This is a genomic window from Rhizorhabdus wittichii (assembly GCF_017607425.1).
In the GTDB taxonomy this organism is placed as follows: Bacteria; Pseudomonadota; Alphaproteobacteria; order Sphingomonadales; family Sphingomonadaceae; genus Rhizorhabdus; species Rhizorhabdus wittichii.
The window spans coordinates 83,392-108,811 of the sequence record NZ_CP059319.1; the positions used below are offsets into that span (position 1 = coordinate 83,392).

Here is a 25,420-nt window from a genome sequence, read left to right on the forward strand (position 1 = left end):
ATTGGTTCATATCACCATGATTATCCTGATTGGTGGTGCATATGAACGCGGATGGCTCGCTCGACTCCTATGATGTCCGCATCCTGCGGCGGCTGACCGAGGACGGGCGCATCACCTGGCGGGACCTGGCGGCCGAGATCGGCCTGTCGCTGACGCCGACCCTGCGGCGCGTTCGCCTGCTCGAGGAGGCGGGCTACATCACCGGCTATTTCGCGGGGCTCGACGAGCGGCGGCTGGCCGGCGCGATGATCGTGTTCATCTCGGTCACGCTCGAACGGCAGGTGCGCGACATATTGGAGAGCTTCGAGGAACGGGTGAGCGCGCTGCCCGAGATCATGAGCGGCTTCCTGATGACCGGTGGCGCCGATTATCTGCTCCGCGCCGTCGTCCGCGACCTCGACCATTATCGCCACCTGCTCGACGACCTCACCCGGATTCCGGGCGTCGCGCACATCCAGAGCAGTTTCGCGCTCAAATCCTTCATCAACCGCCCGGCGCCGATCGTCCGGGCGGCCGTGTAGCGGGGCGGATCGCGCTCGCGCGCGCCTCTCGCATCGGTTCGTCGCACGCCGCGCTCAAATCACCGGCTCGGCCGATGGGCCGGCCGTCGGCGTTCATCTGGCAGACAGGTCGATCTGAACAGGCAGGAGCTCTGGGGGAGGAAAATGGGGGGGAGGATATAAGGAGTCGCACGATGCGTGTTATTTCCAAGAGCCCGAAAATCCGCTTCCTGCTGGCGATGCTGGCGGTGTCCGCTGCGGGAAGCCTGCCGGCGCAGCAGCAGAATCTGAACGATCCCAACATCGTCGTGGAAGGCGTGCCCATTCCCGATCCGTCGACGATGACCAAGGGGCCCGAAATCAAGGGCGTCATCTCCGCCCGCACCGGCAACCGGATCAAGGTCACGGCCGCCGACGGCACCAGCACGATCATCGGCATCAGCGATGCCACGCGGATCACGTCCGCCGCGGGCCTGTTCGGCAGCAATCGCGGCAAGCTGACCGCCGACGCGCTGCTCAACGGGTTGCCGGTCACGGTCAAGACGCTGCAGCCGGCCGAGGGCCAGTATAGCGCGCTGGTGGCGAGCCAGGTCAATTTCCGCAACAGCGACCTCAAGACCGCGACGATGATCCGCAACGCGACCGACCAGCGCTTCGAGGAGCAGACCGCGGCGACCGAATCGCTGCGCGGCGCCCTCGGCGATATCGACAAGTACAACATCAAGAGCACGACCAACGTGCACTTCGATACCGGCAAGACGGAACTCTCCGCGGAGGACAAGGCCCATCTCTGCAGCACGGCGAGCACGGCCGAGGCGACCGAGAACGCGCTGATGCTGGTGGTCGGCTATACCGATTCGACCGGCAGCGACGATTTCAACCAGGAACTTAGCGAGAAGCGCGCCAACCGCGTCATCAACTATCTGCAGCAGGCCTGCGGCTGGAAGCCCTATCGCATGCTGACCCCGACCGGCATGGCCAAGGCCGACCCGGCGGCGAGCAACGATACCCCCGAAGGCAAGGCCCAGAACCGCCGCGTCGCGGTGAACATCCTGGTCAGCAAGAGCCTCGACAATCTCTGATCCATGCGGGGCGGGTTCGCCCGCCCCGCCGTCTTAAGATCATGGTGCCTTCGGTAACGGCTTCCCATCGACCGTCACGATGACCTTTTGGACGCCTGACCGCTGGAGATTGAACACGATAGCTCCGATGCATCGGTAGGGAGTATTTCCCGCCGCTGCGATGACAGCGCTCTTGCCGTGATTGGGCTTCTATCAGGTGCAGCGGAGGCGTTCCAGCGGCTGAAAGTGTATGCTTGGTTGGGTTGTCACGTTTGGCTTATTTATAGGCTGGGGCGCTTGCGAGTGTTGGTACTTCGGCGGATGCGGCTCCTAATATTCATTTCTTCCTTCCGGGCTAGAGAAGCGACATGCGCTGCGTTAGATGGAACGGCAGACAGCAACCTCCTTGCGGACATTTATTCTCGCGATAATCTCTTTTCATGAAAGCCCGTGAGAAGAAGCGACGCCTGACCGAAGCGGCTGCCCATTATCTGCGGCAGATCGGGCGAAAGGCTCAAAAAGGTGTCGAGCCGAACGATCGCGGATATGATCGCAAACTTGACGAAAAACTAAAGCGGATGCGACCCGAAGATGTCGATGCTCTTTTTCGCGGCGAAGGTGAGTAGTGTTTAAATATATGATTTGCAGAGAATGCCCGCTTCGACCTGCGCCGCGATCGGGCCGGATGGGGTGGAGGCATTTCCTTCGGCCTGCACCGTGAAGTTTCGGGGACACTATACTAAATACGCCGCTCAGCCGGTGCCACCAAGATCGCTAGGGATTGACGATGCCGACCATCGTACGTGCGGTTTGAAGCGGACTGTGTTCGCCACGATGAAAGGCGTGTGCGGCCTCGATCGCCAATTTAAGAGCGAAAAGATCGTCCATCGATGCATATTGGCCGGATCAACGACTGCAATCCACCCGTTTCGGACATCTGCACCGAATTGGAGCGAACGGCAGATAGCGCCAGTTGTGAATATTGATAGCCGGTGCAAGATATAGGCATGCGCGAACGATTGAACGTGGCCAACATCGCGATGGGGTTCGCCCTGTTCGTTTGGGGCGGGCTATACCTCCTCGGAAGCAGCCTCGCATCCGAGGCGGCCAATAGACGGGTTCCCGGTCTCCCCAACGCCGGCCAGCTCGCTTATTACCTTGGCTTTCCGACGAAGATGACGATGTTGCTTCTGATCGTCACGATAATCTGCGCTTCTGGCAAGCGTTGGGCAGGTTTCCAACTGACGGCAGCGATAATCGCGTTGCTCGCTTTCTTCCCGTACATCATTTTCTACACCGGTGGGATCTGATCGGCGGGACCGCCTCCTCCTTTCGGACGCTTTGCACCCGATCGGATTGAAGGGCGGTGATCGTGATCCTGGCGGCGCTGCACCAACCACCGGCGCCACGCCAACGCATCACCCAGCCATTCCCCTTACCCGGGCAGACAGGCGATCGCCTCGATCTCCACCACAAGCTCGGGCAATATGAGCGAAGCGACCTGCACGCCCGTGCTCGCGGGGCGGTAATCGCCGAAATATCGACGGCGGACGTCCCAATATTGCTCTGCCCGCTCCCTCGAGAGCGGTTCGGTGAAATAGGTGGTGAGCTTCACGATGTCGGTCATCGAGGCGCCGACGCGGCCCAGGATGTCCTGGATGTTCGCGAAGCATCGATCGGCCTGGGCGATCATGTCGCGGGGCGCCACGACCTTGCCGCCGGGATCGAAGGCGCACTGGCCGGACAGATAGATCATCTGGCCGACGACCAGGCCCGGCGCGGGCGGGATGTCTCGTTCCCAATCCCAGTGGAGGGGGATCGGCGTGATGGGCGGCTTCATGGGTTTCTCCCTTTATCCCGCATCGGCAGGATGTTGAGCGGTTGATCGGCATCGGAACAGGCTCGCCAGGCGTCCCCGGGGCCATCGCCTCGCGCGAAGGATGCCCACGCGGCGCGAAGGCCTGCCCCCAGCGAGTCGATCTCATGCCAGGATGCCCCGGCCAGCATCGGCGCCGCGGCCCATGCTTCGGGTTCACCCAGCAGGAAGGGCAACTCGATGCAGTGCGGGGCGCCCAGATGGGAGGCCGGTGCTTCCCAGTCGAAGCGATAGAGCCAGGCCCGTCGGCCCGCCGCGACGGCGGCCTGCGCCGCGGCATGGCTGCCGACGCTGAACATGGCGTTCGCCGGGCCGATACGATCCGAATAGGATGAGAGCGTGTCCGGTCCCGGGCGCGCCTGATCGGCGAGCATCAGGAAGGGCAGGCCGTCGTCCCGGGTCCAGCCGGCCATGAGGTCGACCGCGAATTCGGCGGGCACGTCGGGCGACGTCGGCCACCAGTCGAAGGCAAAATGGCGCCCACGGGAAAGTTCACGCTGGATCGGCAATATCTCGTCCTCGGCCAGCAGGCGCGGGTCGGTGCCGGCCAGGCCGACGAACATCTGCGCCACTTTGTCGGCTTCCTCGCGCGTGCGCCTGTGCGTGCGGGCATTGCCGCTCTGCAGGATCGCGCGGCGGACGAGCGATGCGTGACCCCATTGCAGGATCGCTTCGATCGAGGCTCCGCCGGCGGAGTGCCCGAACAGCGTCACATTGTCGGGGTCGCCGCCGAACTGTCCGATATGGCGATGGACCCATTGCAGCGCGGCGACCTGGTCGCTCGTGCCGGGACTGGGGCCGGCCGTGTCCGCGAACTGGAGGAAGCCGAAGGCGCCCAGGCGGTAGGTGACCGTGACGACGACGACGTCCTGTTCGGCGGAAAGGCGGGCGGCATCATACCATGGCAATTCGCCGCCACCGGAGACGAAGGCCCCGCCGTGAAGCCAGACCATCACCGGACGTCGCCCGTCGAGCGACGGCGTGAAGACGGACAGGACCTGACAATGTTCGCTCTGGGCGAGCTGGGCGGCCGGCCCCATGATCATGTCGAGGCGGGACGGGTCTTGCGGCGATACGGGTCCGCGCCCGCGATCCCCGTCCAACCCTTCGAACCCGAGAAGCTCGGCCGGCTGAAATCGATCGGCTGTTGCGTAGCGAATGCCGCGAAAGCAGCGACTTGCCGTATCCAAACCTGGCCTCCTCCGCATGAGAACATTGTCGGCGCGTCACGCCCGCACATCCGCCGGCGTTGCGAGCCGGCGGATGTGCGTTGACGCGACTAGCGAAAGTTGAACGACACGGTGACGCCGTAGGTGGCCGGCATTCCCGTCAGACGGTTGACCGTGTCGAAGTCCTTGTAGGTGTTCAGGATATAATATTTGTCGAACACGTTCTTGCCGAACACCGTGACCCGCCATTGATCGTTTTAGCCCGCGATGCCGGCGCGCAGGTCGACCAGCAGATAGCCGTCGATGTCGAAGGTCCGTCCGAGCGGCACCTCCTGCCGGACGGCGCCGGGCGGCGGGACGTAGCCCCGGTCGCCGCCGATATTGGCGATCGTGCCCGATCGCGCCGAAAGGGACGCGCCGATGAACGGTGAAATGGATCCGACGTGCCAGCGATAGTCGGCCGTGAAGGAACCCGACCATTTGGGGGTGAACGGAATTCTCGACCCGGCAAAATCCGTGACCTGGTTGGATGCGCTGAAGTTCACATATTCGGTGATCTTGCTGTTTATATAGGTGGCGGACCCACCGAGCGTGAGCCCGTCGAGCGGTATGAAGCTGACCTCCGCTTCGGCGCCGTAGATCCGCGACTTGGGGATATTGTCCAGCGCCTGGAGATTCCCGAAGACCGGATCGACGATCGCCCCGCGGATCTGCTTGTCCTTGTAGTCGTAATAGAAGGCCGCGCCGTTCAACCGGAAACGTCCGCCATCGCTGGTGAATTTATAGCCGGCCTCATAGGCGAGCAGCGATTCCTGTTTGACTTCGATATAGTTCTCGAACGTCGCTGCCGACGATATCGGCATGCTTCCTGCCTTATAGCCTCTCGATATGTTCGCGTAGAGCAGGAGGTCGGGCGTGACCTTGTAATCCAGCCCCACCCGCCAGGAGAGGTTGTCCTCGTTCAGGGAGCGCTTGTAGGCGCCGGGCAGGTAGGTGGCGGGCGTGCCGTCATTGGTGAGATTGTCGAGCGCCGTGCAGCCCGATCCCACCGAGGGCGGAACGACGCCCGAGGGCGTGAAGCCCGGCACCGGAATGATGCCGAGATGGATGAGCTGCACGACGGTGTCGATCGCCCGCGCAAATGTGCCGTCGCCATTGTCGAAGGTGCACTGAACGGCCCTGCGCTTCGCCTTGGTATAACGGGCGCCGGCCTTGATCGTCAGCCCGGGCGAGATGTCATATTCGGCATTCCCGAACAGGGCGTAGTTGCGCAGCTTCTGGTCGGACGTATTCTGATCGCCGGTGAAGCCGAACAGTGCGGAGGTGCTTTCATCGGGGAAGTCGTAGCGCGCATATTCGTTGACCGTGCTGCGCTCGTAATTGGCGCCCAGCACCCAGCGAAGCGAGCTGGATTCCGCATTGGCGATGCGAAGCTCCTGGCTGAAGGATTTTATCGTTCCGCTGTCTTCGGCCACGTCGGAATCGCGCAATTCCGTGCCGTCCTGGTCGACGACCTGAAAATGCTTGTAGTGCATATAGCTGGATATGCCGGTGAAGATGATGTCGTCGGCAAATTCCCAATCGAAGCGCAGCGCGGCCTGCGCGAACCGGTTATTGGCGCGCGGGCGATTGGCGCCCGGCGTCCATTCGGCCAGGCGGGCATCGTGCGGCGTGAAGGGCTGCGCGGCGATCAGCGGCGGCAAGGTGGCCGGCGCCTGGCTCTGAAGGCCGAAGAACTGGGGTGCCTGAGGATCGCTCTTGTCCTGCCAGGCATTGACGTTGAGATTGAGCGTGAGCCGGTCGGACGGCGTCCAGTCGAGCAACAGTCGCCCGGCATAATATTCGACCTCGCCGAGCTCGTCGTTGCGAAGATAGCTTTTCTGCCAGTCGTCGGCATGCGCGGCGTTGAAGGATAGGCGGCCTTTCAGCCCCTCGGCGATCGGCCCGCTGACATAGCCGTTCGCATCGATGCGATTGAAGCGGCTGTAGCTGATGTCTCCGCCCGTGGCGAACGTCGCGGTGGGTTTCGCCGGGATGAAATTGATGGCGCCCCCGGTCGAATTCTGGCCGAACAGCGTTCCCTGAGGCCCCTTCAGCACCTCGACGCGCTCCAGATCATAGGCGGCGTGGGTGGTCAGGACCGGAAATGGCAGGGGAACCTGATCGACGTAGACGCTGGTGGTCGGATAATTCGCCAGGGAAGACTCGTAGAAGCCGACCCCGCGCAGCGTGTAGACGGGGGTCGCGGTCTGCGACGGCGTGTAGGACAGGCCGGGTACGATCTGCGCGATCTCCGCCAGAGAGTCGATCTGCTGCGTCTTCAGCGTGTTTCCGGAATAGGCGGTGATCGTCAGGCCGACGTCGGTGATCCGCTGCTCGCGCTTGTTGGCGGTGACGACGATCTCCGTGCCCTCGACCTCGGCCGTCGACACGTCGGCGGGCGTGGCGGTCGTCTGTCCATGGGCCAATGACGCGCAAGATGCTCCCAACAAGACAAGCAACTTCGACGTGGCCTTTTTCGAACGGAGTCGATGTGTCACTGCTTTTCTCCCTGAGCTATTCAACTTCCAGACCCCTCATTCCGGTCGCCGATATCATTTATCTATTGCTCGTCGCGGCGCGCACCTGGTGGCAGGCATCGCATTAAGCAGTCCGGCCAACGGCGCATTAAAGTCGTGGACTTCGCGCGCAGCCAACTCGATTATCGCGGCCGCGATGCCGTCTATCCAATTCGCGCAGCTTTCATGTAGACCGGGCGATATCGGTGAACCCGTGAGACGGCGTCGGCAGGCGCGGCCTCCTGCCCTTGGGGGAGGAGGCCGGGGTCCCTACAAACCAGCGCCGACATTGCAATATATATTGTGCTCTTCCAGGAGGGGGAAGGTTCTCATGGCCACCTCCTTCAGATTGTTTATGTAATCCGGGACTATGACGAGCAGGCCGTCCAGATCGGCTTTAATGATCTGTTGGGATAGCTGGGTGGCCAGGCTCTCATATGAGCCGATGAACGTCCCGGGCATGACCGATTTGTATTTTGGTCCTCCCAATGGGGCAAGCGAAGAGCTGCTGAGTTGCTTGACGCCCTTGGTGTTTTTCTCATAGCCGCGCGCGAGGTCTTCAAGGCCGGCGAGATCGACGCCTTCCTCGAGATGGTCCATCAGGGCTTGGGCGTCACGATCGCTGTCGCCGGGGACGAGCGTGACCAGTCCATAGACCTTGAAATCGGGCTTGTTCAGCTCCTTGGCTATTTGCTTCGCCTGCTTCGCCGATTCGATGTAGCCCGCCTCGCCGCCGCCCAGGAGAAAGGCGACGTCGCAGCTCGACACCGCGAAGCGCAATCCTCTCCCCGAAGCGCCGGCATTGACCAAGGTGGGCATGCTTCGCGGGCGTGGACTCAAGATCGCGTCGTTGAGCTGGAAGAACTTCCCCTCGTGCGTCACCCGCTCGTCGGTCCACAATTTCTTGATGACCTGAAGCCACTCCTCCGCATAGTCGTAGCGTTCATCATGGGAGAGGCTGTCGTCCCAGAGCCCCAGCGGCTCGAAGCTCGATCGGTGGCCGCCGGTGACGACATTCATCCCGACGCGGCCGTTGCCGATTTCGGACAGGGTCGCGACCATCTTGGCGATCGCGGCGGGCGGATACACATTGGCGTGGGTCGTGCCCCAAACCTTGATCCGATCCGTCGCTTGCAGCAACGCGGCCGTCGTCGTCAGCGATTCGACGGTGTCCCCCCAAAAGCGGGACGGCCCCTGCGCTCCGCGCCAGTTCTGAGGGCTGAGGACAAAGTCGAAGCCCAGGAATTCGGCAAGTTGCGTGACCAGCAGCGCGTGCTTGAAGGAGCCGGGGCTGTAGGGAACATTGGATGAATGAACCCAGCCGCTCCGAACCGTTGGAATGAATACTCCAACCTCTATGTTTTTCTTCATATGATCCCTATCCGAGTAGAGGGGGTTTGACCTTTCTGTCTCGGATAGATTGGCGTGCCCGGCGCAGAGTCTAAATCCACTTCGAGCAGCCGCCGGCCGTCATAGCCAGAAATTGCAGACTATTTTGATGGGTTCGAGGTCGGCTGCCGAGCCGTGCGTCGCCGTGCGCAATGGCTGGCCGATCGCCGTCTCACCTATTTGAAGAGGGCCTGATTCACGTCATCGGCCGAAGCGCGAAGCGCTTCCACCTCAGGCGATCAGGCTCTAGCGCCTGCGTTGGGTGTCCGACGGCAATTCGCCAAATCGCTTGAAATAGTCGGCGGCAAATCGGCCCAGATGCGCGAAGCCGGCTTCCAGCGCGACTTCCGCGATCGTATCCGCCCCGCGGTGCCGCAGCCTCTCCCTGGCATTGTCCAGCCGGACGTCCTTCAGATAGCGGATCGGGCTGGTCTGGCGGAAATGCTTGAAGCTATCCAGCAGGGTCCTGGCAGGGACGCCGGCGGCGACGGCGATGTCGGACAGGCTGATGGGGTCGCCGGCATTGGCGTGAATATAGGCCTCCGCCCGGCGTACGCTGGCCGGTGCGATCTGGCCGGGGGCATCGTTCCGCTCGCAATGGCTTTGCCCGGCCAACAGCAGGTTGAGCAACAGGCGTTCATAGTCGCTGCTGAGGAGGGGGTGATTGCTGATCATCTGCGCCATGCGCGGATTGGCTGCGATCAATGCGACCTGCTGCAGCCACGGCATCACGGCCGGCGAGGTGAGGTCCAGTTCCTTTTGGAAGACCAGATGGCGAAAGCCCGTATGCGCGCGCACCGCTTCCGTGCTGATCCGGACGAAGAATTGTTCGCAGTCGGACGAGAATGTGCCGAGCATCTCCTCGCCGGGGATCATGATATGGGCCGAGCTGCCTCCGATCGAATATTCCTTCCGGTCGGCACGGATCGTCGCGCTGCCCCTTAAACACAGGGCGACCAGATAATGGGCATAGGAAGGAACATGAACCTGCATGTTGCCGAAGTGGATCGTGCCGAGCCCCACTCGTCCGATGGGGAAGTGGTCGACATAGCATTGCGTTCCCTGCCAGCGCCCCTTGGGCGAGAGCAGATGGGGTTGCAGGATGATGGAGATCTGGTCGCGCGTATATTCGACGTCGTTGGACTCGAAAACCCGGTTGGAACGCAAGGTCGTCGGCGCGAAGCCCGCTAGCGGATGATGGCCGCGATATGGCGGCGATGGTGCACCAGCGTAGCTCAGGGCCGATGTCACGGGCGTCGAGTCCCTCTAAGGAGTGCGGACGCCGTAAATAGTCACGAGATTGTCATCGCTGACAAGAGCGGCCTCCGCCTTCGCAAGCGCAAAAGGAAGTGGTTCGCCGATTTCTCGCGATTTTCGGATAATCGAACATCGGGTTGCGCGGGCCGCCGGTCAGCGGTCGAGGAACAGCTCCGCCGCCGCGTCGGCGATCGCGTCGCTGTCGAGGCGATAGGTGCGGTAGAGGTCGGGCAGGTCGCCGGTCTGGCCGAACCGGTCGAGGCCCAGCGCGCCGACCTTCTGGCCGCGCACGCCGCCGAGCCAGGAGAGCGCCGAGGGGCTGCCGTCGATGATCGTCACCAGCCCCGCCGTCGGCGACAGCTCGCGCAGCAGCGTCTCGACATGGGCGCGGCCCGTGTCGCCACCCTGCCAGCGCGCGGCGTGGCGGGCGGACCAGCCGCGATGCAGCAGGTCGGGCGAGGTGACGTTGAGCAGGCCGAGCCCGGGAATGTCCTCCTTCAGGTCGTGCCAGGCGGCGATCGCCTCGGGCGCGATCGCGCCGGTGAAGACGATCGCCGCCTCCGCGCCGGGGGCAGGTCGCATCAACCAATACCCACCCTTCAGCGCGTCTTCCTGCCACCCGTCGTCGGTGCGTTCGACCTGCTCGATCGCGCGGGTGGTGAGGCGAAGATAGACCGAGCCGCCGTCCTCGGCCTGCATATGCTCGAACGCCCAGCGCATCGTCAGCGCCAGCTCGTCGGCGAAGGCCGGCTCGAAATAGGTCAGGCCGGGCTGGCCCATCCCGATCAGCGGCGAATTGATCGACTGGTGCGCGCCGCCCTCCGGCCCCAGCGTCACGCCCGACGGCGTCGCCACCAGCAGGAAGCGGGCATTCTGGTAGCAGCCATAGTTGAGCGCATCGAGGCCGCGCGCGATGAACGGGTCGTAGACCGTCCCGATCGGCAGCAGCCGCGTCCCGAAGGTCGGCGCCGACAGGCCGAGCGCCGCCAGCATCAGGAACAGGTTGTGCTCGGCGATGCCCAGCTCGATATGCTGCCCTGCGCCGTGGCCCGACCATTTCTGCGCCGAGGGGATCTTCGCGGCCTGGAAGACGTCCTTGAGCTCCTGCCGCCGGAACAGCCCGCGCTGGTTCACGAAGGCGCCGAGATTGGTCGACACCGTCACGTCGGGCGAGGTGGTGACGATCCGGTCGGCCAGAGGATGCCCCGACTTGGAGAGGTCGAGCAGGATGCGGCCGAAGGCGGCCTGGGTCGACTGCTCGGCGCCCTCGGGCACCGGCAGCGTCGCGGGCACCGGCACCGGTTCGACCGCCGCCGCGCCGCGTCCATGGGCGAGCGGCGATCCGGCGACGAACTGGCGCAGCATCGTCGCGCTATTGTCGCCCAGCCCGCCATAGGGCGCCCATTCCTCGCCCCGGTCGATGCCCAGGCTCTGGCGCAGCCCGTCGATCTGGGTCGGGTTCATCAGCCCGGCATGGTTGTCCTTGTGGCCGGCGAAGGGCAGGCCATAGCCCTTCACCGTATAGGCGATGAACATGGTCGGCTTGTCGTCGTCGGCCTGGGCGAAGGCGTCGAGCAGCGTCTCGATGCAATGGCCGCCCAGATTGGTCATCAGCGCCGCCAGCCCCTCGTCGTCGAACGCGGCGATCAGCTTGAGCGCCTTGGCGTCGGCGGCGAGATCGGCGATCAGCCGCGCGCGCCAGGCCGCCCCGCCCTGATAGGTGAGCGCGGCGTAATCGGCGTTGGGGCAGTTGTCGATCCAGGCGGCGATCGCCTTGCCGCCCGGCCTGCGGAACGCCTCGCGCTGGCGCTTGCCGTGCTTGAGCGTCAGCACCCGCCAGCCGCAGGTGCGGAAGATGTCGTCGAACCGGTTGAACATCCGGTCGGCGGTCGTCGCGTCCAACGACTGGCGGTTATAGTCGACGATCCACCAGCAGTTGCGGATGTCGTGCTTGTAGCCCTCGATCAGCGCCTCGTAGATGTTGCCCTCGTCGAGCTCGGCATCGCCCATCAGCGCGATCATCCGGCCGGCGTCGGCCTCGGCGAGGTTGCGGTGCGCGATCAGATAGTCCTGCACCAGACTGGCGAAGGCGGTGATCGCGACGCCCAGGCCCACCGACCCTGTCGAGAAGTCGACGGGGATCTTGTCCTTGGTGCGGCTCGGATAGCTTTGCGCGCCGCCCAGCCCGCGGAAGCGCTGGAGCTGGTCGAGGCTCTGGTTGCCGAGCAGATAGTGGATCGCGTGCAGCACGGGCCCGGCATGCGGCTTGACCGCCACCCGGTCGTTGGGGCGCAGCGCGTGGAAGTAGAGCGCGGCCATGATCGCGGTGATCGACGCGCAGCTCGCCTGATGCCCGCCGACCTTGAGGCCGTCGCGGCTCTCGCGCAGATGGTTGGCATTGTGGATCGTCCACGACGACAGCCAGCGAAGCCGGACCTCCAGCGCCTCGATCGCGGCGATGGTGGCGGGGTCCTGGGGCTTCACCTCATGCAGCATCGACGGCGTCTCCGGCAACAACGCCGGTCCGTCCGGCGTCCGGCCCTGATAGCCGATCGGCCGCCGCCGGTCCTTGCGAATTGGCTGGCGGTTTGACGATGAATTGGCATAAACTGTCATCATTGCCTGTCATGGGAGCGGATTATTTCAAATTATCCTCTGGATGCGATAGATCGCAGGATATTGGCCGAGCTCCAGTCGGACGGACGGATCACCAATCACGATCTCGCGGCGCGGGTCGGGCTGTCGCCCAGCCCCTGCCTGCGGCGGGTCCGCCAGCTCGAGGAGGCGGGGGTGATCAGCAACTATGTCGGGCTGGTCGATCCCGCCGCGCTCGGCCTGCCGGTGACGGCCTTCGTCCGCGTCCGGCTCGACGGGCAGGACGATCGCCACCTTGCCGCCTTCGAAGAGGAGGTCGCCCGCTTTCCCGAGGTGATGGAATGCTATCTGATGACGGGGGAGAGCGACTATCAGCTCCGCGTGCTGGTCGCCTCGCTCGCCGCGTTCGAGGATTTCCTGCGGCAGAAGCTGACGCGGATCGCCGGCGTGTCGCAGGTGGTTTCGAGCTTCGCCCTGCGTCCCGTCGTCTATCGCACCGCGATCCCGGTCGATAAGACGGACGCATGATCGCATCCATCGCCTATCTCGGCCTGCTCGACGACGAGGAGATCGAACTCGACATCGCCGCGCTCGAACTGAGCGCGCTCGACCATCCGGGCATCGACCTCGGGCCCTATCATGATCAGCTCGACCTGCTCGAAGCCGAACTGCGCGACGAGGGCGCCGACGCGGAGACCAGCGAGGAACAGGCCGGCGCGCTGGCCCGGCTGTTGGCGGGCCGCTACGGCTTCGCGGGCGACCATGCGAGCTATGACGCGCCGCTCAACGCCGACATGATCCGCGTGCTCGACCGGCGGCGCGGCCTGCCGGTCAGCCTGTCGATCCTCTACGTCGCGCTCGCCCGCCGGCTGGGCTGGATCGCCGAGGCGCTCAACACGCCGTCGCACGTGCTGGTGCGGATCGGGCCGCTCGATTCGCCGATCCTGATCGATCCGTTCCACGACGGTCTGCCGGTCGGCGACGAGACGCTCGACAAGCTGCTGCGACGATCGCTGGGGCCGGCCGCGCGGATCGAGCCCGAGCATGTCGCGCCGCTGCCCAACCGGCTGGTGCTCGTCCGGCTGCTGCTCAACCAGGCGACCCGCGCCGAACAGGCCGGCGACGCCGCCCGCGCGATCGCCATCTACGAGCGCATCGTCGAGGTCGCGCCCTCCCACGCGCAGGGCTGGTGGGACCTTGCCCGCCTCCAACTCTCCGACGGCCGGGGCGAGGAAGCGCGCGGCAGCCTGAGCGCGATGCTGGAGATCACGCGCGACGCCGACGCCCGCGCGACGATATTGGAGGCCTTGGAGGCGTTGTCGGGACGTTGACACTCCCGTCATCCCGGCCTCCGCCGGGATGACGGGGACTAGCGCACCGTGAACAATATCTGGTCGGCGACGCCGCCGTCCGGGCGCCGCAGTTGCAACCGGTGGGCGCCCGGGCCGGGCAGGACGAGCGGCTGCGCGTCGGCCGGGCCGATGTCCCTGCGGTCGAGGACAAGGCGGTGGCCCGCCACCGCGCCGGCGACGAGGATGCGGATGCGCTGGCGGTCGCCGGGGATGTCGGGGTCGAGCGCGTAGATGCTGCCCGACACCGGGCTGGCGATGCGGGCGGGCGGGCCTCGGGCGGGGCGGGCCGACTGTGCCGGTGCCGCGCAGGAAATATTCGGTGCGCGGCGGCTCGATCCCGTCGGCGAAGCGACCGCGGTTTCGACGTCGGCCGGGCGGGGCGGGCGGGGCGGGGCCTGGCGGTGGAGCTCCAGCATCACCTCGCGCCACACCGGCGCCGCGCCGCTGGTGCCGGAGACGGCGCGCATCGAATCGCCCTCCAGGTTCCCGACCCAGACGGCGACGGTGTAGCGGCTCGAGAAGCCGACGCACCAATTGTCGCGCATCGCCTTGGATGTGCCGGTCTTGACCGCCGCCCAGAAGGGCAGGCGCAGCGCGCTGTCGAGCCCGAAGGTTCCCGCCCGCGCGCCCGGATCGGACAGGATGTCGGCGGTGATCCAGGCGGCGGCGGGCGAGATCACCGGGCGGGATGCCTCGCGGCGATCCTCGGCGCGCAGCCGGGCGGGCGACCAGCGGCCGGCATTGGCGAGCGCGCGGAAGGCGTTGGCCTGCTCGGCGAGCGTCACCTCGGCCGATCCGAGCGCGAGCGAGAAGCCGTAATAGTCGCCGTCCTCGGTCAGCCCGCGATAGCCGAGGTCCCACAGCCGGTCGCGGAACGCGTTGACGCCGACCAGCAGCAGCGTCCGCACCGCCGGCACATTGAGCGACGCCGCCAGCGCCGAGCGGGCCGAGACCGGGCCCCGGAAGCTGCGGTCGTAATTCTGGGGCACATAGAGGCCCGAGGCGGTGTCGAGCTGGACCGGGCTGTCGTCGAGGATCGACCCGGCGGTGAGGTAGCCGCGCTCGATCGCCGACGCGTAGAGGAAGGGCTTGAGCGTCGATCCGGCCTGGCGCGGCGCCCCGGCGCCGTCGACCGCCGCCGCCGTCGACGCGCCGCCGACCCCGCCGACATAGGCGAGCGTGTCGCCGGTGGCGTTGTCGAGGACGATCACCGCGCCGTCGCGGGCGCGCTGGTCGCCCAGGCCGATGAGCTGGCGGGAGAGGGCGGTGATCGCGGCGCGCTGGATCGCACCGTCGAGCGTCGTCGTCACCCGCATCCCCGCATGGTCGATCAGCCGCCGGGCGAGGTGCGGGGCGAGCCCGGGATCGATCCGCTGGCGGCGGGCGGTGCCGAGCGAGCGGGCGGCGATCGCGGTCAACGCCGGGCAGTCGGCGGGCTTCATCGCGCAGGCGCGGCGCGCGACCCGTTCGGGCGGGGCCTGCGGATCGGGCAGGAGCGCGGTCAGCAACAGCGCCTCGTCGCCCGACAGCCGGTCGGGCGCCTTGCCGAACAATTGCCGGCTCGCCGCCATCACCCCCTGCGCCTCGCCCCGGAAGCCGGCGAGGTTGAGATAGGCTTCGAGGATATCGTCCTTCGACCAGTCTCTCTCCAGCGCCATCGCGGCCCGCATCTGCCGCGCCTTCTGGCGGAGCGAACGGGCGCCCGGCCGGGCCAGCTCGGGGGCGAGGAAGCCGGCGAGCTGCATGGTGATCGTCGAGGCGCCGCGCGGGCGGCGGCCCGACAGGCCGTCGCGGATCGATCCGGCCAGCGCCAGCCAGTCGACCCCGCCATGGGTGGCGAAGCGGCGATCCTCGGCCGCGATCACCGCGCGGGGCAAAGCGGGGGCCATGCGGTCGAGCGGCACCCAGGCGAGCCGCCGCTGGGTGAAGTCGATCCGGATGCTTTCGAGCAGCCGGCCGTCGCGGTCGTAGAGCCAGCTCTCGGTCGGTCGCCACGCCGCCTTCACCATGGCGGGCGCCGGCATCGCCGGCGGCAGGGTGAGGAGGAACAGCGCCAGCAGCAGCGCGAGCGGGCCGAACAGCGCCGCCCGCCGCCACGCTCGGCGCGTCGGCAGTCTCATCGCGGTCGGCTCACTGCGGGAAGACCGACATCCGTGCGTTGGGCAGCGCGGCGCGGATCTCGGGCGAATACATCGCCTGCACCTTGGTCGGCGGCATCTGGAAACGGCCGGGGGCGTTGAGCCGCACCGCATATTCGACGGTGAAGCGGCCGCGCGGCACCCATTGATAATAGCCGCGCCACGCATCCTGGCCGCGCTCGACATAGGAGGGGCCGACGCCGTCGCCGCCCGAGGCCTGCGCCGCCAGCGTCGCCGACTGGCCGCCCAGGTCGCCGACGATCGTCGCGCCAGCCGGGATCGGGTCGCTGACCACCACCCAGTTGCGCTCGGCCCCGGCATCGACGGTCAACCGGATGCGCAGCACGTCGCCCTTGCTCATCTTCTTCGGGTCGCGGCGCTGGATGAACTCGACCTGCCGGCTGACGCGATAGCCCGCGAAGAAGGGCTGCTGCATCGGCACCGCCGCCGACACCTGGATCTGCGCCCAGGGACCGGCCTCGCCGGGATGCGAGAGGCGGATCGGCGCCGGCTGCGCGGGCAGCGGGAAGCGCAGCACCGCCGGCTCGGCGGACGGCCAGCGCGCCATCCGCGACAGGCCGAGCAGGTCGACCTGGGTGGTGCCGGCGACCGCGGCGGGCGGATAGAGGCCGGTGAAGCGCCGCACCGCGACCACGCCCCAGGCATTGGCGGTGGTCGTGTCCCAATGGCCGCGCTGCTGGCGGAGCGCGGCGCCGACCAGCAGGCGCGGCAGCTCGTCCTGCCAGCCCGGCCGGCCGGCGAGGGTCGCGACCGCGCGGGTGGCGATCTCGTCGCCCGAGCTCATCATCCACCAGGGCGCGGTGCCGCTGTCGACGAAGTCGAGCCGCGAGCCTTCATAGGCGATCCGTCCGCGCAGCACCGCCTCCGCCTCCGCGATCGCGCGCGGATCGGCGCCGGGGGTGCGGAGCAGCGCGCCGAGCCAGTCGAGCAGCGCCGAGGTCTGCATGTCGTGCGCGGCCATGCCGATCTGGCCGAACAGGCTCGGCTCCGATCCGCCGTTGCGGGCGAGCGCGGCGAGCGCCGCCAGCTTCTCGGCGCGCGGGTCGTAGGACCAGGGCACGTCGCGGTTGAGCTGCCCCTCGACCACCGAGCGCATCGCCGCGACCATCCGGGTCCGTTCGGCCTCGGGCACCACCAGCCCCGCCTCGGCGGTGATCGACAGGACATAGGCGGTCAGCGCGACCGATCCCTCCATCCGGTCGTCGGGGAAGTAGCGGAGCAGCCCGTCGCGATCGAGATAGGCGGGCATGTCGGCGGCGAGGCCGTTCCACGCCGCCATGTCGCCCGCGATGATCGCCTTGGACAGCCGCTGCTCGAAGCAGTTGAACAGATAGTCGCGCATGTAGCGCCGCACCCCGTCGAGCGGCGGCGCGATGCTGTCGCTCAGCCGCACCTCGATCCCGCCGCGGCCGGGCAGCGCGCCCATCGGCGGGGTCAGCGGTACCAGCGATTGCGGGCCGACGCGCAGCAGCGTCGCCGCCCACACGTCGACGGGGACGGCGGGAACGATCGTCTGGGCGACGGTCAGCCGGTCGCTGGAGCGGCCGTCGGCCGAGCGCGCCGTCACCGTCCAGCCCAGCTTGTCGAGCCCGGTCGGCGCGGTCAGCCACCAGGTGACCGACTTCGCCCCGCCGGCGGGCAGCGACACGGTCAGCGGCGGGCCCTTGACGATCGACGGGTTGGCGGCGACCCGCGCGGTCACCGTCATCGGCTTCTCGGAGCCGTTGCGCAGCACGAAGCTGGCGCCGTAGCGGTCGCCCGAGCGCACCAGCGGCGCGATGCTCGAATAGATGCTCAGGTCCTGCTGGGTGCGGACGGTCGTGCTGCCGGTGCCGAAGCCGTCGGCGCCGGCATTGGCGATCGCGACGAGCCGGAAGGAGGAGAGCGCGTCGGACAGCGGCACCGCGACGCGGGCCATGCCGGACGCGTCGAGCGGGACGCGGCCCTTCCACAGCAGCACGGGACGGAAGTCCTCGCGGTTGACCTGGGTCAGGTCGCCGCCGCCGCCACCGCCGGCCGCCACCGCCTTGCGGCCGTAATGGCGCTTGCCGACGACCTGCATCTGCGCGGTCGAGGTGAGCACGCCCAGCGGCCGTTCGCCCATCATCGCGTCGAGCAGCTTCCAGCTCTCGTTGGGCGACAGCGCGAGCAGCGCCTCGTCGACCGCGACGAAGGCGATCTCGGCGGCGCGCGGCGGCTTGCCATCGGGACCGGTCACCCGCACCGCGACCTGGGCCCGGTCACGGACATGATATCTGGCGCGGTCGGCCTGGACGTCGACGGCGAGGCGGTGGCGGTCCCAGCCGACGTTGATCTTCGCCACGCCGAGCCGGAAGCTCGGCTTGGCGAGGTCGACCAAAGCGGTCGGCTTGGCGGCGAGGTCCTGGAAGAAGGGCAGGTGCCAGCGGCGCGCGAAATCGGCGAGCCACAGCCGCCAGCCCGCGACCCGCCCGCGCACCGCCAGCACCGAGACGTAGACGTCGGGCGCATAGGCGCCCTGCAATGGCACCTCGACGACCGGGTCCTTGCCCGACAACTTCGTCACGAAGCTCGACAGCACGCCCTCGCGCTCGACCGTCACCAGCGCGGTCGCCGAGCGGAACGGCATCCGCACCTGGAAACGGGCGGTGTCGGTCGCGCGATATTCGCGCTGTTCGGGGATGACGTCCATGCGGTCGCCATTGTCGCCGCCGAACCACCAGTCGCCGCCGGCCAGCCAGACCGAGGTCACCGCCCGCGCCTCGTTGCCCGATCCGTCACGCACCGTCGCGACCGCATAGACCTCGCCCGATATGCCCGGATCGAGCTGGCACGAGGCGAGCCCGCGCGCGTCGGTGAAGACGGTGCAGCCCTGCTTCAGCCGGGTGACCTTCGCATTGTTCTCATAGGCGTAGAAGCCGCCGACCAGCCGCCGCCGCGATGAGAGAATCTCGCGGCTGTAGAGCTTGACCGAGACGCTGCGTCCCTGGACCGGCTTGCCGTCGAGATCGAGCGCGACCAGCTTGAGGCGCAGGTCGTCCTTCTTCATCAGCCAGCCGTCGGTGCGGATGCCGAGCTGGAGCGAGGCGGGGTTGAGCACCATCCGCTGGGTCGCGGTCAGCGTCTCTCCATTGGCGTCGGGATAATCCATCTCGACGGTCAGCGTCGCGCCGTCGCGCGCCGTCTCGGGGATGGCGATGCTGGTCCGGCCCGCGCCCTGCCGGTCGAGGTTGAGCGCGAGCAGCTGGACGCCCGGCAGCGGCGCCGCGAGGTCGCGATTGTCGTCGTCGAGCGGGGTGACGCCCTCCTTGAGCGGCGCGCCGCCGAAGCTCCAGCCGTCCCAGCCCTTCGGGCTCGGCGTCGCCTGGTCGAAGCTGGTGCGGACGGCGACCGGCAGGTTGGCCGCCCCGCCGCCCGACAGATAGCCGACATAGAGGTTCACCGGCACGGTCTTGGGCCGCACCAGCGCCTGCTTCGGCCCGGTCACGGTCGCGCGCATCGTCGGCAGGCGATATTCGTCGACCCGCACCGACTGGCTCGTCGTGACCTCGTCCTTGCCGATCTGGAGCGACAGGTCATAGTCGCCCTGCGGCGTGCCCCTGGGCGCGGTCCATTCGCTCAGGGCGATGCCGTCGCGGCCGATCGTCAGCGGAATCTCATATTTGGTGTCGGACCCGCGATGGCGCAGGGTCAGCGTGCCCGTCGCGGCCATCGGCGCGAAGCCGGTCGCGATCGGGCGGCGCAGCAGATGCTTCATGTGCACCGTCTCGCCCGCGCGCATCAGCGTGCGATCGAACAGGGTGTGGAAGATCAGCGGCCGTTCCTCATATTGGAAAGGCATGTCGAAGTCATAGGGGCTGAGGCCCTTGCTCCAGCTCGTCAGCGTGAAGCTGAAGTCGCCATCCTTGCGCGCCGACACCATCAGCGGGTGGGAATCGCCGTCGCACCAGCCATAGGTTTGCGGCTGCGGCAGCTTGTCGCGGATCAGCAGCCGGCCCGAGGCGTCGGTGGTGCCGCGCGCGATCGGCTTGCCGGTGCAGCTGTCGCTGACCTGGATCGCGGCGCCGGCGACCGGATCGCCGCTGGCGAGGCGCGTCACCCAGGCGAGCGAGCTGGCATTGCCCCATTTGAAATGGACCGCCATGTCGGTGACGAGCGCGCCGGTCGCGACATAGCGGATCGCGTTGCGGCCGAGCAGCGCGCGGCCGAGCGTCGGGCTCGCCACCTCGACCACGTAGAAGCCGGGCTTGCCGAGCGGGATGCCGACGACCTCGAACGCCTTGCCCTTGCCTGGCAGCGGGATGCTGGTCGGCTTCAGGCCCGGCTGGCGGGCGAGCAGCGGCGTATCGCGGGTGTGGTTGACGGTGACGGTCTCGTCGCCGCGCTTCTCGTCGGTGAAATTGCTGTCCTCGGCGTCGTCGAGCCGGCGCAGCCAGGCCGCGACCTCGCCGTCCGAGGCGCCGAGCCGCAGCGTCCTGCCGTCGATCGGCAGCGATTTCGCCGACAGCCTGGGCTCGATCGCGCGGACGGTGAGCGGCAGCATGCCGCCCTCGCTCGCTTCGAGGATGCCGAAGGTCGCGGCGAACTTCGCCAGCGGCGGCGCGGCGTCGAAGCGGATCGGCAGCGGAAAGCGGCGGGCATTGGCGAGCGGCCGGTCATTCTCGTCGAGCACCCGCGCCGGCAGCAGCAGCGTCGCGGCGGTCGCCGGGCGATCGGCCGCCATCTCGAACTTCACGCTCTGCACGGTGGGCGAGGGGGTGGCGCCCTCGTCGCCGTCGTCGAAGCCGGCCGGGGCGATGCTGGTGCCGTCGGGCAGGCGGATGCGCACCGCCGCCGCCGTGCCGCGCGGCACCGGGGCGGTGAAGCGGACATAGGCCGGCTCGACCGGGTTGCAGCCGGCGCGCGGATTGGTGCGGGTGCATTCGAAGCGCGCGGTGAACTCCTCGATCACGCGATAGTCGAAGCGGCGCGTCTCGATCGCGGTGCGGCCGCCGCCGCTGATTGTGTTCGGCCAGACCAGCGCCATGTCGCGGCCTGGCGGCAGCGGCCGGCGGCAGCGCAGCGCGACGAGGTTGCGCAGGCCGCCGGGCGCGCGGGCGCGCTCGAGGGTGAGGCCGGCTTCCTCGAGGAAGTTGCTGAGCTGGTAGTTGTTGGGCAGGCCCTCGATCAGCTTGCGCGGCACGTCGGTGGGCAGCACGTCGACCGGCAGCTTCTCGCCGATCCCGTCGACCGCGCAATAGGCCTCGCTGGCGATCGAGGCGCGATCGGCGGGGACGTTGGTCGCGATCAGGAAGGTCTGGTCCTGCTGGATCGAGCCGCCGTAGCGCGCGGGCAGGACGGCGCGGGCGTCGGGCCCGCCGCTGTCGAGGACATAGGCGCTGCGCTCGCCGACCAGCGGCGTGCCGTCGAGCCCGGCGAGGCCGGACCGCAAGGTCAGCGTGCAGCGCGACCCGCCGGGCAGCGGGGCGGCGAACTCATAGCTGTAGCTCTGCTGGTCGGACCAGCGCCCGCTGCCCGCGACCGAGCAGTTGACGTCGAACGGCCCGCGCGCGCGCGGCTCGCCGAGCGGGACCATCGGCGCCGAGAAACGGATCTGGAAGCTGCGGAAACCGCCGACGTCGTTGCCGGGCCCCGCGGACAGCACGCTCGGCCCGCCGCCCTGCGAGGAGGCGACCGAGGCGAGCAGCAGGAGGACCGGAGCAAGCCGTTTCAGGACGCCACGCATATACTCTCCCTTGGCCTCCAGCTTGTGGCAGATGCGGGGACAAGGCCAGTGATTTTCGTCACTGTCCTGACGCTTGCCTCCTTCCCGTCATTCCCGCGAAAGCGGGAATCCATGGACGGCGGCCCGCAAGGGACCGGATGCTCCGTGACCGTGGATTCCCGCTTTCGCGGGAATGACGAAAAGATGGAATGGCCTAGGCGATCAGCGCCAGTACCTGGTCGGCCAGGGTGAGCGGATCGAACGGCTTGGTGATCACGCCCCTGGCGCCCTGATCGATATAGGTCCGGACGTCCTGCGGGCGGGCGCGGGCGGTGACGAACACCACCGGGATCTTCGCCAGTTCCGGATCGTCGAGCATCGCCGCGAGCACGTCGGGCCCGGTCAGCCCCGGCATCATCACGTCGACCATCGTCAGGTCGGGCCGCCAGTCGCCGCCGCTCAGCACCTCCAGGGCCGCCTCGCCCGAATCGGCGGTACGGACCTCGATCCCGGGCCGGATGCGCAGGGCGAGCTCAACGATCAGCCGGATGTCGGGTTCGTCGTCGACATAGAGGATGCGGGTCTGCTCGGTCATTGCGGTCCACCGTGACGGTCGACGATGTCGAGCACCGTCGAGGTCAGCTTCGGCAGCGCGCGACGCGACTTGACCAGCACCGCATCGGCGAGCCGCCGGGTTTCCTCGTCCATCTCCTGGGCCGAATAGACGATGACGGGCAAGGGCTTGTCCCAGGACTTGATCTCGGACAGCAGCGCCAGCCCCGATCCGTCGGGCAAGCCGAGGTCGAGCACGATCGCGTCGGGGCGGCGCTCGTCGAGGATCGCGCGGGCCGACGACAGGCTGGTCGCGTTGAGCAGCAGCCCGCGCCCGGCGAGCGCCGCCGCGAACAGCTCGCGCGTGTCGCCGTCGTCGTCGATGTGGAGGATCACCGCCTTGTTCTGCCCCTGGCGGCGGATCGCGCGCTGGATGAGCTGGATCAGCCGGCGCGGATCGAACGGCTTCTGCAGCCAGCCGGCATAGGGCTGGTGATCGATGTCGGCGGGCGGGGCGATGCCGGAGATGACGATGATCGGCGGCTTGCCGGTGCCGGGGTCGTTGGTGATCGCCCGGATCACGTCGGAGCCGTCGGCGTCGGCCAGGGTCATGTCGAGCAGGATCGCGGCATAGGGCTGCGACCGGGCATGGGCGATCGCCTCGCGCATCGTCGTCACATGGTCGCTGGCATAGCCGTGCGCAGTCAGGATCGACTGGACGGTCCGTCCCGCATCGGCATCGTCCTCGCAGATCAGCAGCCGCGCCGATCCGATCTCGATCGCTTCGGACGCCTGGGTGGTGTCGCGCGGGATGCTGAACGCGAAGCGCGCGCCGCCCTCGGCGCGGTTCTCGAACGATATCTCGCCGCCATGGCTGCGGACGATCTCCCGCGAGATGGCGAGGCCGAGGCCGGTTCCGGCGATGATCTGCCGCGACGGCTGGCTGCCGCGCGCGAAGCGGTGGAAGATGTTGTTGGCGAACTCCGCCGGAATCCCGGGCCCGCTGTCGGTGATCTGGATGACGTGATCGTCGCGCCCCTCGATCAGCTCGAACCTGACGGTCGCTTCCTCGGGCGAGAATTTGACCGCGTTGGACAGCAGGTTGCCCGCCACCTGGACCAGCCGGTCGGCATCGGCGCAGGCCATCACCGGGGTCGACGGCATCAGCGTCTCTATCCGGATCGAGCGGCGGTCGGCCAGGCCCTGCATCGCATGCGCCGCCTTGGTCATCACGTCGCGCAGGTCGATCACGGCATATTCGAACGCCATCCGGCCCTTGCGGATCTGGTCGATGTCGAGGATGTCGTTGATCAGGCGGATCAGCCGCTGGCTGTTGGTCTCGGCGATCTCGGCGAGCCGTTGCGCCTCGGCCGGCAATTGCCCGGCGGCGCCGCTGCGCAGCAGGGTCAGCGAGCCGACGACCGAGGTCAGCGGGGTGCGCAGCTCGTGGCTGACGGTCGAGATGAAATCATCCTTGAGCCGGTCGATCTCCTTGCGGCCGGCGGCGTCGCGCAGCGCCGCGACGATGTGGATGCCGTCGGGCAGCGGCATGGTGCCGACCACGACGTCGACCGGAACCGGTTCGCCCTGCCGGTCGCGGCCGGTCAGGTCGATCAGCTCGGTCTTCTGCAATTGTCCGTCGCGGATGCCGAGCCGTTCGAGGAAGGCGCCGTTGCCCGGCGCGATGTCGACCAGGGTCGAGATGTCGCGCCGCAGCAGCTGCTCCGCGCTATAGCCGAACATGCGCTCGGCGGCGTGGTTGATCGTCTCGATGCTGCCGCTCGGGTTGATCAGGATGATGCCGTCGGTGGCGCTGTCGAAGATCGCGCGCTGGCGCGCGGCGGCCTCGTGATGCTCGAAGGCCAGGCGGTTGTTGGTCCGCCGGCCGCGGCCGAGCAGGAAGCCGAGCAGGCCGGCGATCACCGCAATGAAGCCGATCGCGCTCCAGATGATCGTCCGGTTGCGCGCGAGCCGTTCCGCCTGGTGGCGCTGCAGCTCCGCCACTTCGCGGTCGGCCTGCGCCTCCATCTCCCCGATGATCGAGCGGATGCTGTCCATCTGGCGCTTGCCCAGCCCCTGCCGCAGCCGGACGGCGGCGGCTTCCGGTCCGGTCCGGTCGCGCATGTCGATGACCTGGCGCATCTCGGCGAACTTGGCGGCGATGAGCTGCTTCAGCCGCGCGAACTGCATGTCGTCGGCATAGTCCGGGCGCAGCCGCTCGACCTGTCGGACCTGAGCGTCGATCTTCGCGCTGGCGTCGTCATAGGGGCCGAGGAAGGCGGGCGACCCGCTGATCAGATAGCCGCGCTGCCCGGTTTCCGCATCCTTGATCAGCGAGAACAGCCGCTCGACCTCGCGCTGGTAGACGAAGCTCGATTGCAGGGCTTGGCGCGTGGCCTCGCTGCGGCGGCTCTCGCCCCCGAACCAGACCGCCATGGCGGCGAGCAGGAGGGGCCCGATCGCGGCGATCAGGCCGATCTGCAGCCAGCTCGGCCGGATCCTGTGCTGGCGCGACTGGGTCAGCGTCATGAAGGCTGCAACAGCGGGCGCATCATCAGGATCGCCTGGGTCCGGTTGGTCACCCCCAATTTGCGGAAGATCGCCGACAGATGCGCCTTGATGGTCGCTTCCGAAACGCCGAGATCGGCGGCGATCTGCTTGTTGAGGTCGCCGCCCGCCAGCGCCAGGAGGACGCGCCGCTGGGCGCCCGAAAGGCTGTCGAGCCGCTTGCGCAGCATGTCGATATGGGTGTCGGGCCCCGCGGAGGCGGGGAAGACCCGGCCGCCGCCCAGGATGATCTCGATGCCGGCGATGGTGGCGTCGAGCGGCTGGCGCTTCGACAGGAAGCCGGACGCGCCCACCGCCTGCGTCGTCGCCACCATCTGTTCGCTGTCATGCGCGGAGATGATCGCGATCGGGGTACGGCCGAGCAGGTGCTGGAGACGGAAGAAGCCCCCGAAGCCGTTGGCGTCGGGCAGCTCATAGTCGAGCAGCAGGAGCTTGTAGGCGCCGTTGCGCTGGATCAGCGCCTCGGCCTCGGCGATCGAGCCGGCGACGTCGACGACATGGCCCGGATGCCGCGCCCGGATGGAAAGCTGAATGCCTTCGCGGATCAGCGGATGATCGTCCGCGATCAATATCCTTCCGATCGTCACGCCTCCTCCCCGACATGCAGCCGGCCGGAACGGCCCCGCTTCCCCTCGCTCTCCGGCCCGCCCGAAAGGCCGATGGAACGCAGGATGATCGTTGGTTATTATAATTTTTTGGGC

The 25,420-nt window shown here is 67.5% G+C and carries 18 protein-coding genes; 6 read left to right on the top strand and 12 right to left on the bottom strand.

What is annotated here, in order from left to right; all coding sequences use genetic code 11:
- Positions 1-41: 41 nt before the first annotated feature.
- From HRJ34_RS00540 to HRJ34_RS00555, 4 genes are all read left to right on the top strand, one after another.
- Positions 42-521 carry an Lrp/AsnC family transcriptional regulator gene (locus tag HRJ34_RS00540; protein WP_011952017.1) on the top strand — a complete coding sequence of 160 codons (480 nt, stop codon included), beginning with the start codon at positions 42-44 and terminating at the stop codon, positions 519-521.
- A gap of 173 nt (positions 522-694) precedes the next feature.
- The gene (locus HRJ34_RS00545) at positions 695-1,582 is read left to right on the top strand and encodes an OmpA family protein (protein ID WP_029993611.1); all 888 of its coding nucleotides are present in this window, start codon (positions 695-697) and stop codon (positions 1,580-1,582) included.
- A 419-nt stretch (positions 1,583-2,001) separates the two neighbouring features.
- Entirely contained in the window at positions 2,002-2,187 is a 186-nt protein-coding gene (locus HRJ34_RS00550) for a hypothetical protein (RefSeq protein WP_208633068.1), read from the top strand.
- A gap of 381 nt (positions 2,188-2,568) precedes the next feature.
- Complete coding sequence (locus HRJ34_RS00555) at positions 2,569-2,871, top strand: hypothetical protein (RefSeq protein ID WP_208633069.1); 303 nt, start codon at positions 2,569-2,571, stop codon at positions 2,869-2,871.
- A 125-nt stretch (positions 2,872-2,996) separates the two neighbouring features.
- Here HRJ34_RS00555 and HRJ34_RS00560 read toward each other — a convergent pair whose 3' ends face one another.
- From HRJ34_RS00560 to HRJ34_RS00585, 7 genes are all read right to left on the bottom strand, one after another.
- Positions 2,997-3,401 (bottom strand): RidA family protein, encoded by a 405-nt coding sequence (locus HRJ34_RS00560; protein ID WP_208633070.1) that lies wholly within the window; start codon positions 3,399-3,401, stop codon positions 2,997-2,999.
- The gene (locus HRJ34_RS00565; protein ID WP_226948990.1) at positions 3,398-4,627 is read right to left on the bottom strand and encodes a carboxylesterase family protein; all 1,230 of its coding nucleotides are present in this window, start codon (positions 4,625-4,627) and stop codon (positions 3,398-3,400) included. Before HRJ34_RS00565 ends, HRJ34_RS00560 begins: the two co-directional genes overlap by 4 nt.
- A gap of 89 nt (positions 4,628-4,716) precedes the next feature.
- Entirely contained in the window at positions 4,717-4,842 is a 126-nt protein-coding gene (locus HRJ34_RS29395; protein ID WP_264319413.1) for a hypothetical protein, read from the bottom strand.
- Positions 4,843-4,863: 21 nt separating this feature from the next.
- Positions 4,864-7,074, bottom strand: coding sequence for a TonB-dependent receptor (locus HRJ34_RS00570; RefSeq protein ID WP_226948991.1), 2,211 nt, complete (start codon positions 7,072-7,074; stop codon positions 4,864-4,866).
- A gap of 360 nt (positions 7,075-7,434) precedes the next feature.
- The gene (locus HRJ34_RS00575) at positions 7,435-8,535 is read right to left on the bottom strand and encodes an LLM class flavin-dependent oxidoreductase (protein ID WP_208633072.1); all 1,101 of its coding nucleotides are present in this window, start codon (positions 8,533-8,535) and stop codon (positions 7,435-7,437) included.
- 264 nt (positions 8,536-8,799) lie between these two features.
- Entirely contained in the window at positions 8,800-9,804 is a 1,005-nt protein-coding gene (locus tag HRJ34_RS00580) for an AraC family transcriptional regulator (protein WP_016745438.1), read from the bottom strand.
- A 159-nt stretch (positions 9,805-9,963) separates the two neighbouring features.
- Positions 9,964-12,306, bottom strand: a complete 2,343-nt coding sequence (locus HRJ34_RS00585; RefSeq protein ID WP_208634298.1) for a transketolase family protein — start codon at positions 12,304-12,306, stop codon at positions 9,964-9,966.
- Positions 12,307-12,474: 168 nt separating this feature from the next.
- Between HRJ34_RS00585 and HRJ34_RS00590 the strand changes: the two genes are divergently transcribed.
- Positions 12,475-12,933: an Lrp/AsnC family transcriptional regulator gene (locus tag HRJ34_RS00590; protein ID WP_081435132.1), complete on the top strand. Its 459-nt coding sequence runs from the start codon at positions 12,475-12,477 to the stop codon at positions 12,931-12,933.
- Positions 12,930-13,736, top strand: a complete 807-nt coding sequence (locus HRJ34_RS00595) for a SirB1 family protein (RefSeq protein ID WP_208633073.1) — start codon at positions 12,930-12,932, stop codon at positions 13,734-13,736. The genes HRJ34_RS00590 and HRJ34_RS00595 overlap by 4 nt, the downstream gene beginning before the upstream one ends.
- 38 nt (positions 13,737-13,774) lie before the next feature.
- On the opposite strand, the gene pbpC is transcribed toward HRJ34_RS00595, so the two are convergent.
- From pbpC to HRJ34_RS00620, 5 genes are all read right to left on the bottom strand, one after another.
- Positions 13,775-15,877, bottom strand: coding sequence for a penicillin-binding protein 1C (gene pbpC, locus HRJ34_RS00600; RefSeq protein WP_208634437.1), 2,103 nt, complete (start codon positions 15,875-15,877; stop codon positions 13,775-13,777).
- Between the two features lie 10 nt (positions 15,878-15,887).
- Positions 15,888-21,620, bottom strand: coding sequence for an alpha-2-macroglobulin family protein (locus tag HRJ34_RS00605; protein ID WP_208633074.1), 5,733 nt, complete (start codon positions 21,618-21,620; stop codon positions 15,888-15,890).
- Positions 21,621-21,813: 193 nt separating this feature from the next.
- Entirely contained in the window at positions 21,814-22,194 is a 381-nt protein-coding gene (locus tag HRJ34_RS00610) for a response regulator (RefSeq protein ID WP_011952005.1), read from the bottom strand.
- Entirely contained in the window at positions 22,191-24,680 is a 2,490-nt protein-coding gene (locus tag HRJ34_RS00615; RefSeq protein ID WP_208633075.1) for a CHASE3 domain-containing protein, read from the bottom strand. Before HRJ34_RS00615 ends, HRJ34_RS00610 begins: the two co-directional genes overlap by 4 nt.
- Entirely contained in the window at positions 24,677-25,306 is a 630-nt protein-coding gene (locus HRJ34_RS00620; RefSeq protein WP_208633076.1) for a response regulator transcription factor, read from the bottom strand. The genes HRJ34_RS00615 and HRJ34_RS00620 overlap by 4 nt, the downstream gene beginning before the upstream one ends.
- Positions 25,307-25,420 lie beyond the last annotated feature (114 nt).

Excerpts from the sequence above, each read along its gene's own strand:
- HRJ34_RS00540 (WP_011952017.1), top strand. The coding sequence starts at position 42 with ATGAACGCGGATGGCTCGCTCGACTCCTATGATGTCCGCATCCTGCGG.
- HRJ34_RS00545 (WP_029993611.1), top strand. The coding sequence starts at position 695 with ATGCGTGTTATTTCCAAGAGCCCGAAAATCCGCTTCCTGCTGGCGATG.
- HRJ34_RS00550 (WP_208633068.1), top strand. The coding sequence starts at position 2,002 with ATGAAAGCCCGTGAGAAGAAGCGACGCCTGACCGAAGCGGCTGCCCAT.
- HRJ34_RS00555 (WP_208633069.1), top strand. The coding sequence starts at position 2,569 with ATGCGCGAACGATTGAACGTGGCCAACATCGCGATGGGGTTCGCCCTG.
- HRJ34_RS00560 (WP_208633070.1), bottom strand. The coding sequence starts at position 3,401 with ATGAAGCCGCCCATCACGCCGATCCCCCTCCACTGGGATTGGGAACGA.
- HRJ34_RS00575 (WP_208633072.1), bottom strand. The coding sequence starts at position 8,535 with ATGAAGAAAAACATAGAGGTTGGAGTATTCATTCCAACGGTTCGGAGC.
- HRJ34_RS00585 (WP_208634298.1), bottom strand. The coding sequence starts at position 12,306 with ATGCTGCATGAGGTGAAGCCCCAGGACCCCGCCACCATCGCCGCGATC.
- HRJ34_RS00595 (WP_208633073.1), top strand. The coding sequence starts at position 12,930 with ATGATCGCATCCATCGCCTATCTCGGCCTGCTCGACGACGAGGAGATC.
- pbpC (WP_208634437.1), bottom strand. The coding sequence starts at position 15,877 with ATGAGACTGCCGACGCGCCGAGCGTGGCGGCGGGCGGCGCTGTTCGGC.
- HRJ34_RS00605 (WP_208633074.1), bottom strand. The coding sequence starts at position 21,620 with ATGCGTGGCGTCCTGAAACGGCTTGCTCCGGTCCTCCTGCTGCTCGCC.
- HRJ34_RS00610 (WP_011952005.1), bottom strand. The coding sequence starts at position 22,194 with ATGACCGAGCAGACCCGCATCCTCTATGTCGACGACGAACCCGACATC.
- HRJ34_RS00615 (WP_208633075.1), bottom strand. The coding sequence starts at position 24,680 with ATGACGCTGACCCAGTCGCGCCAGCACAGGATCCGGCCGAGCTGGCTG.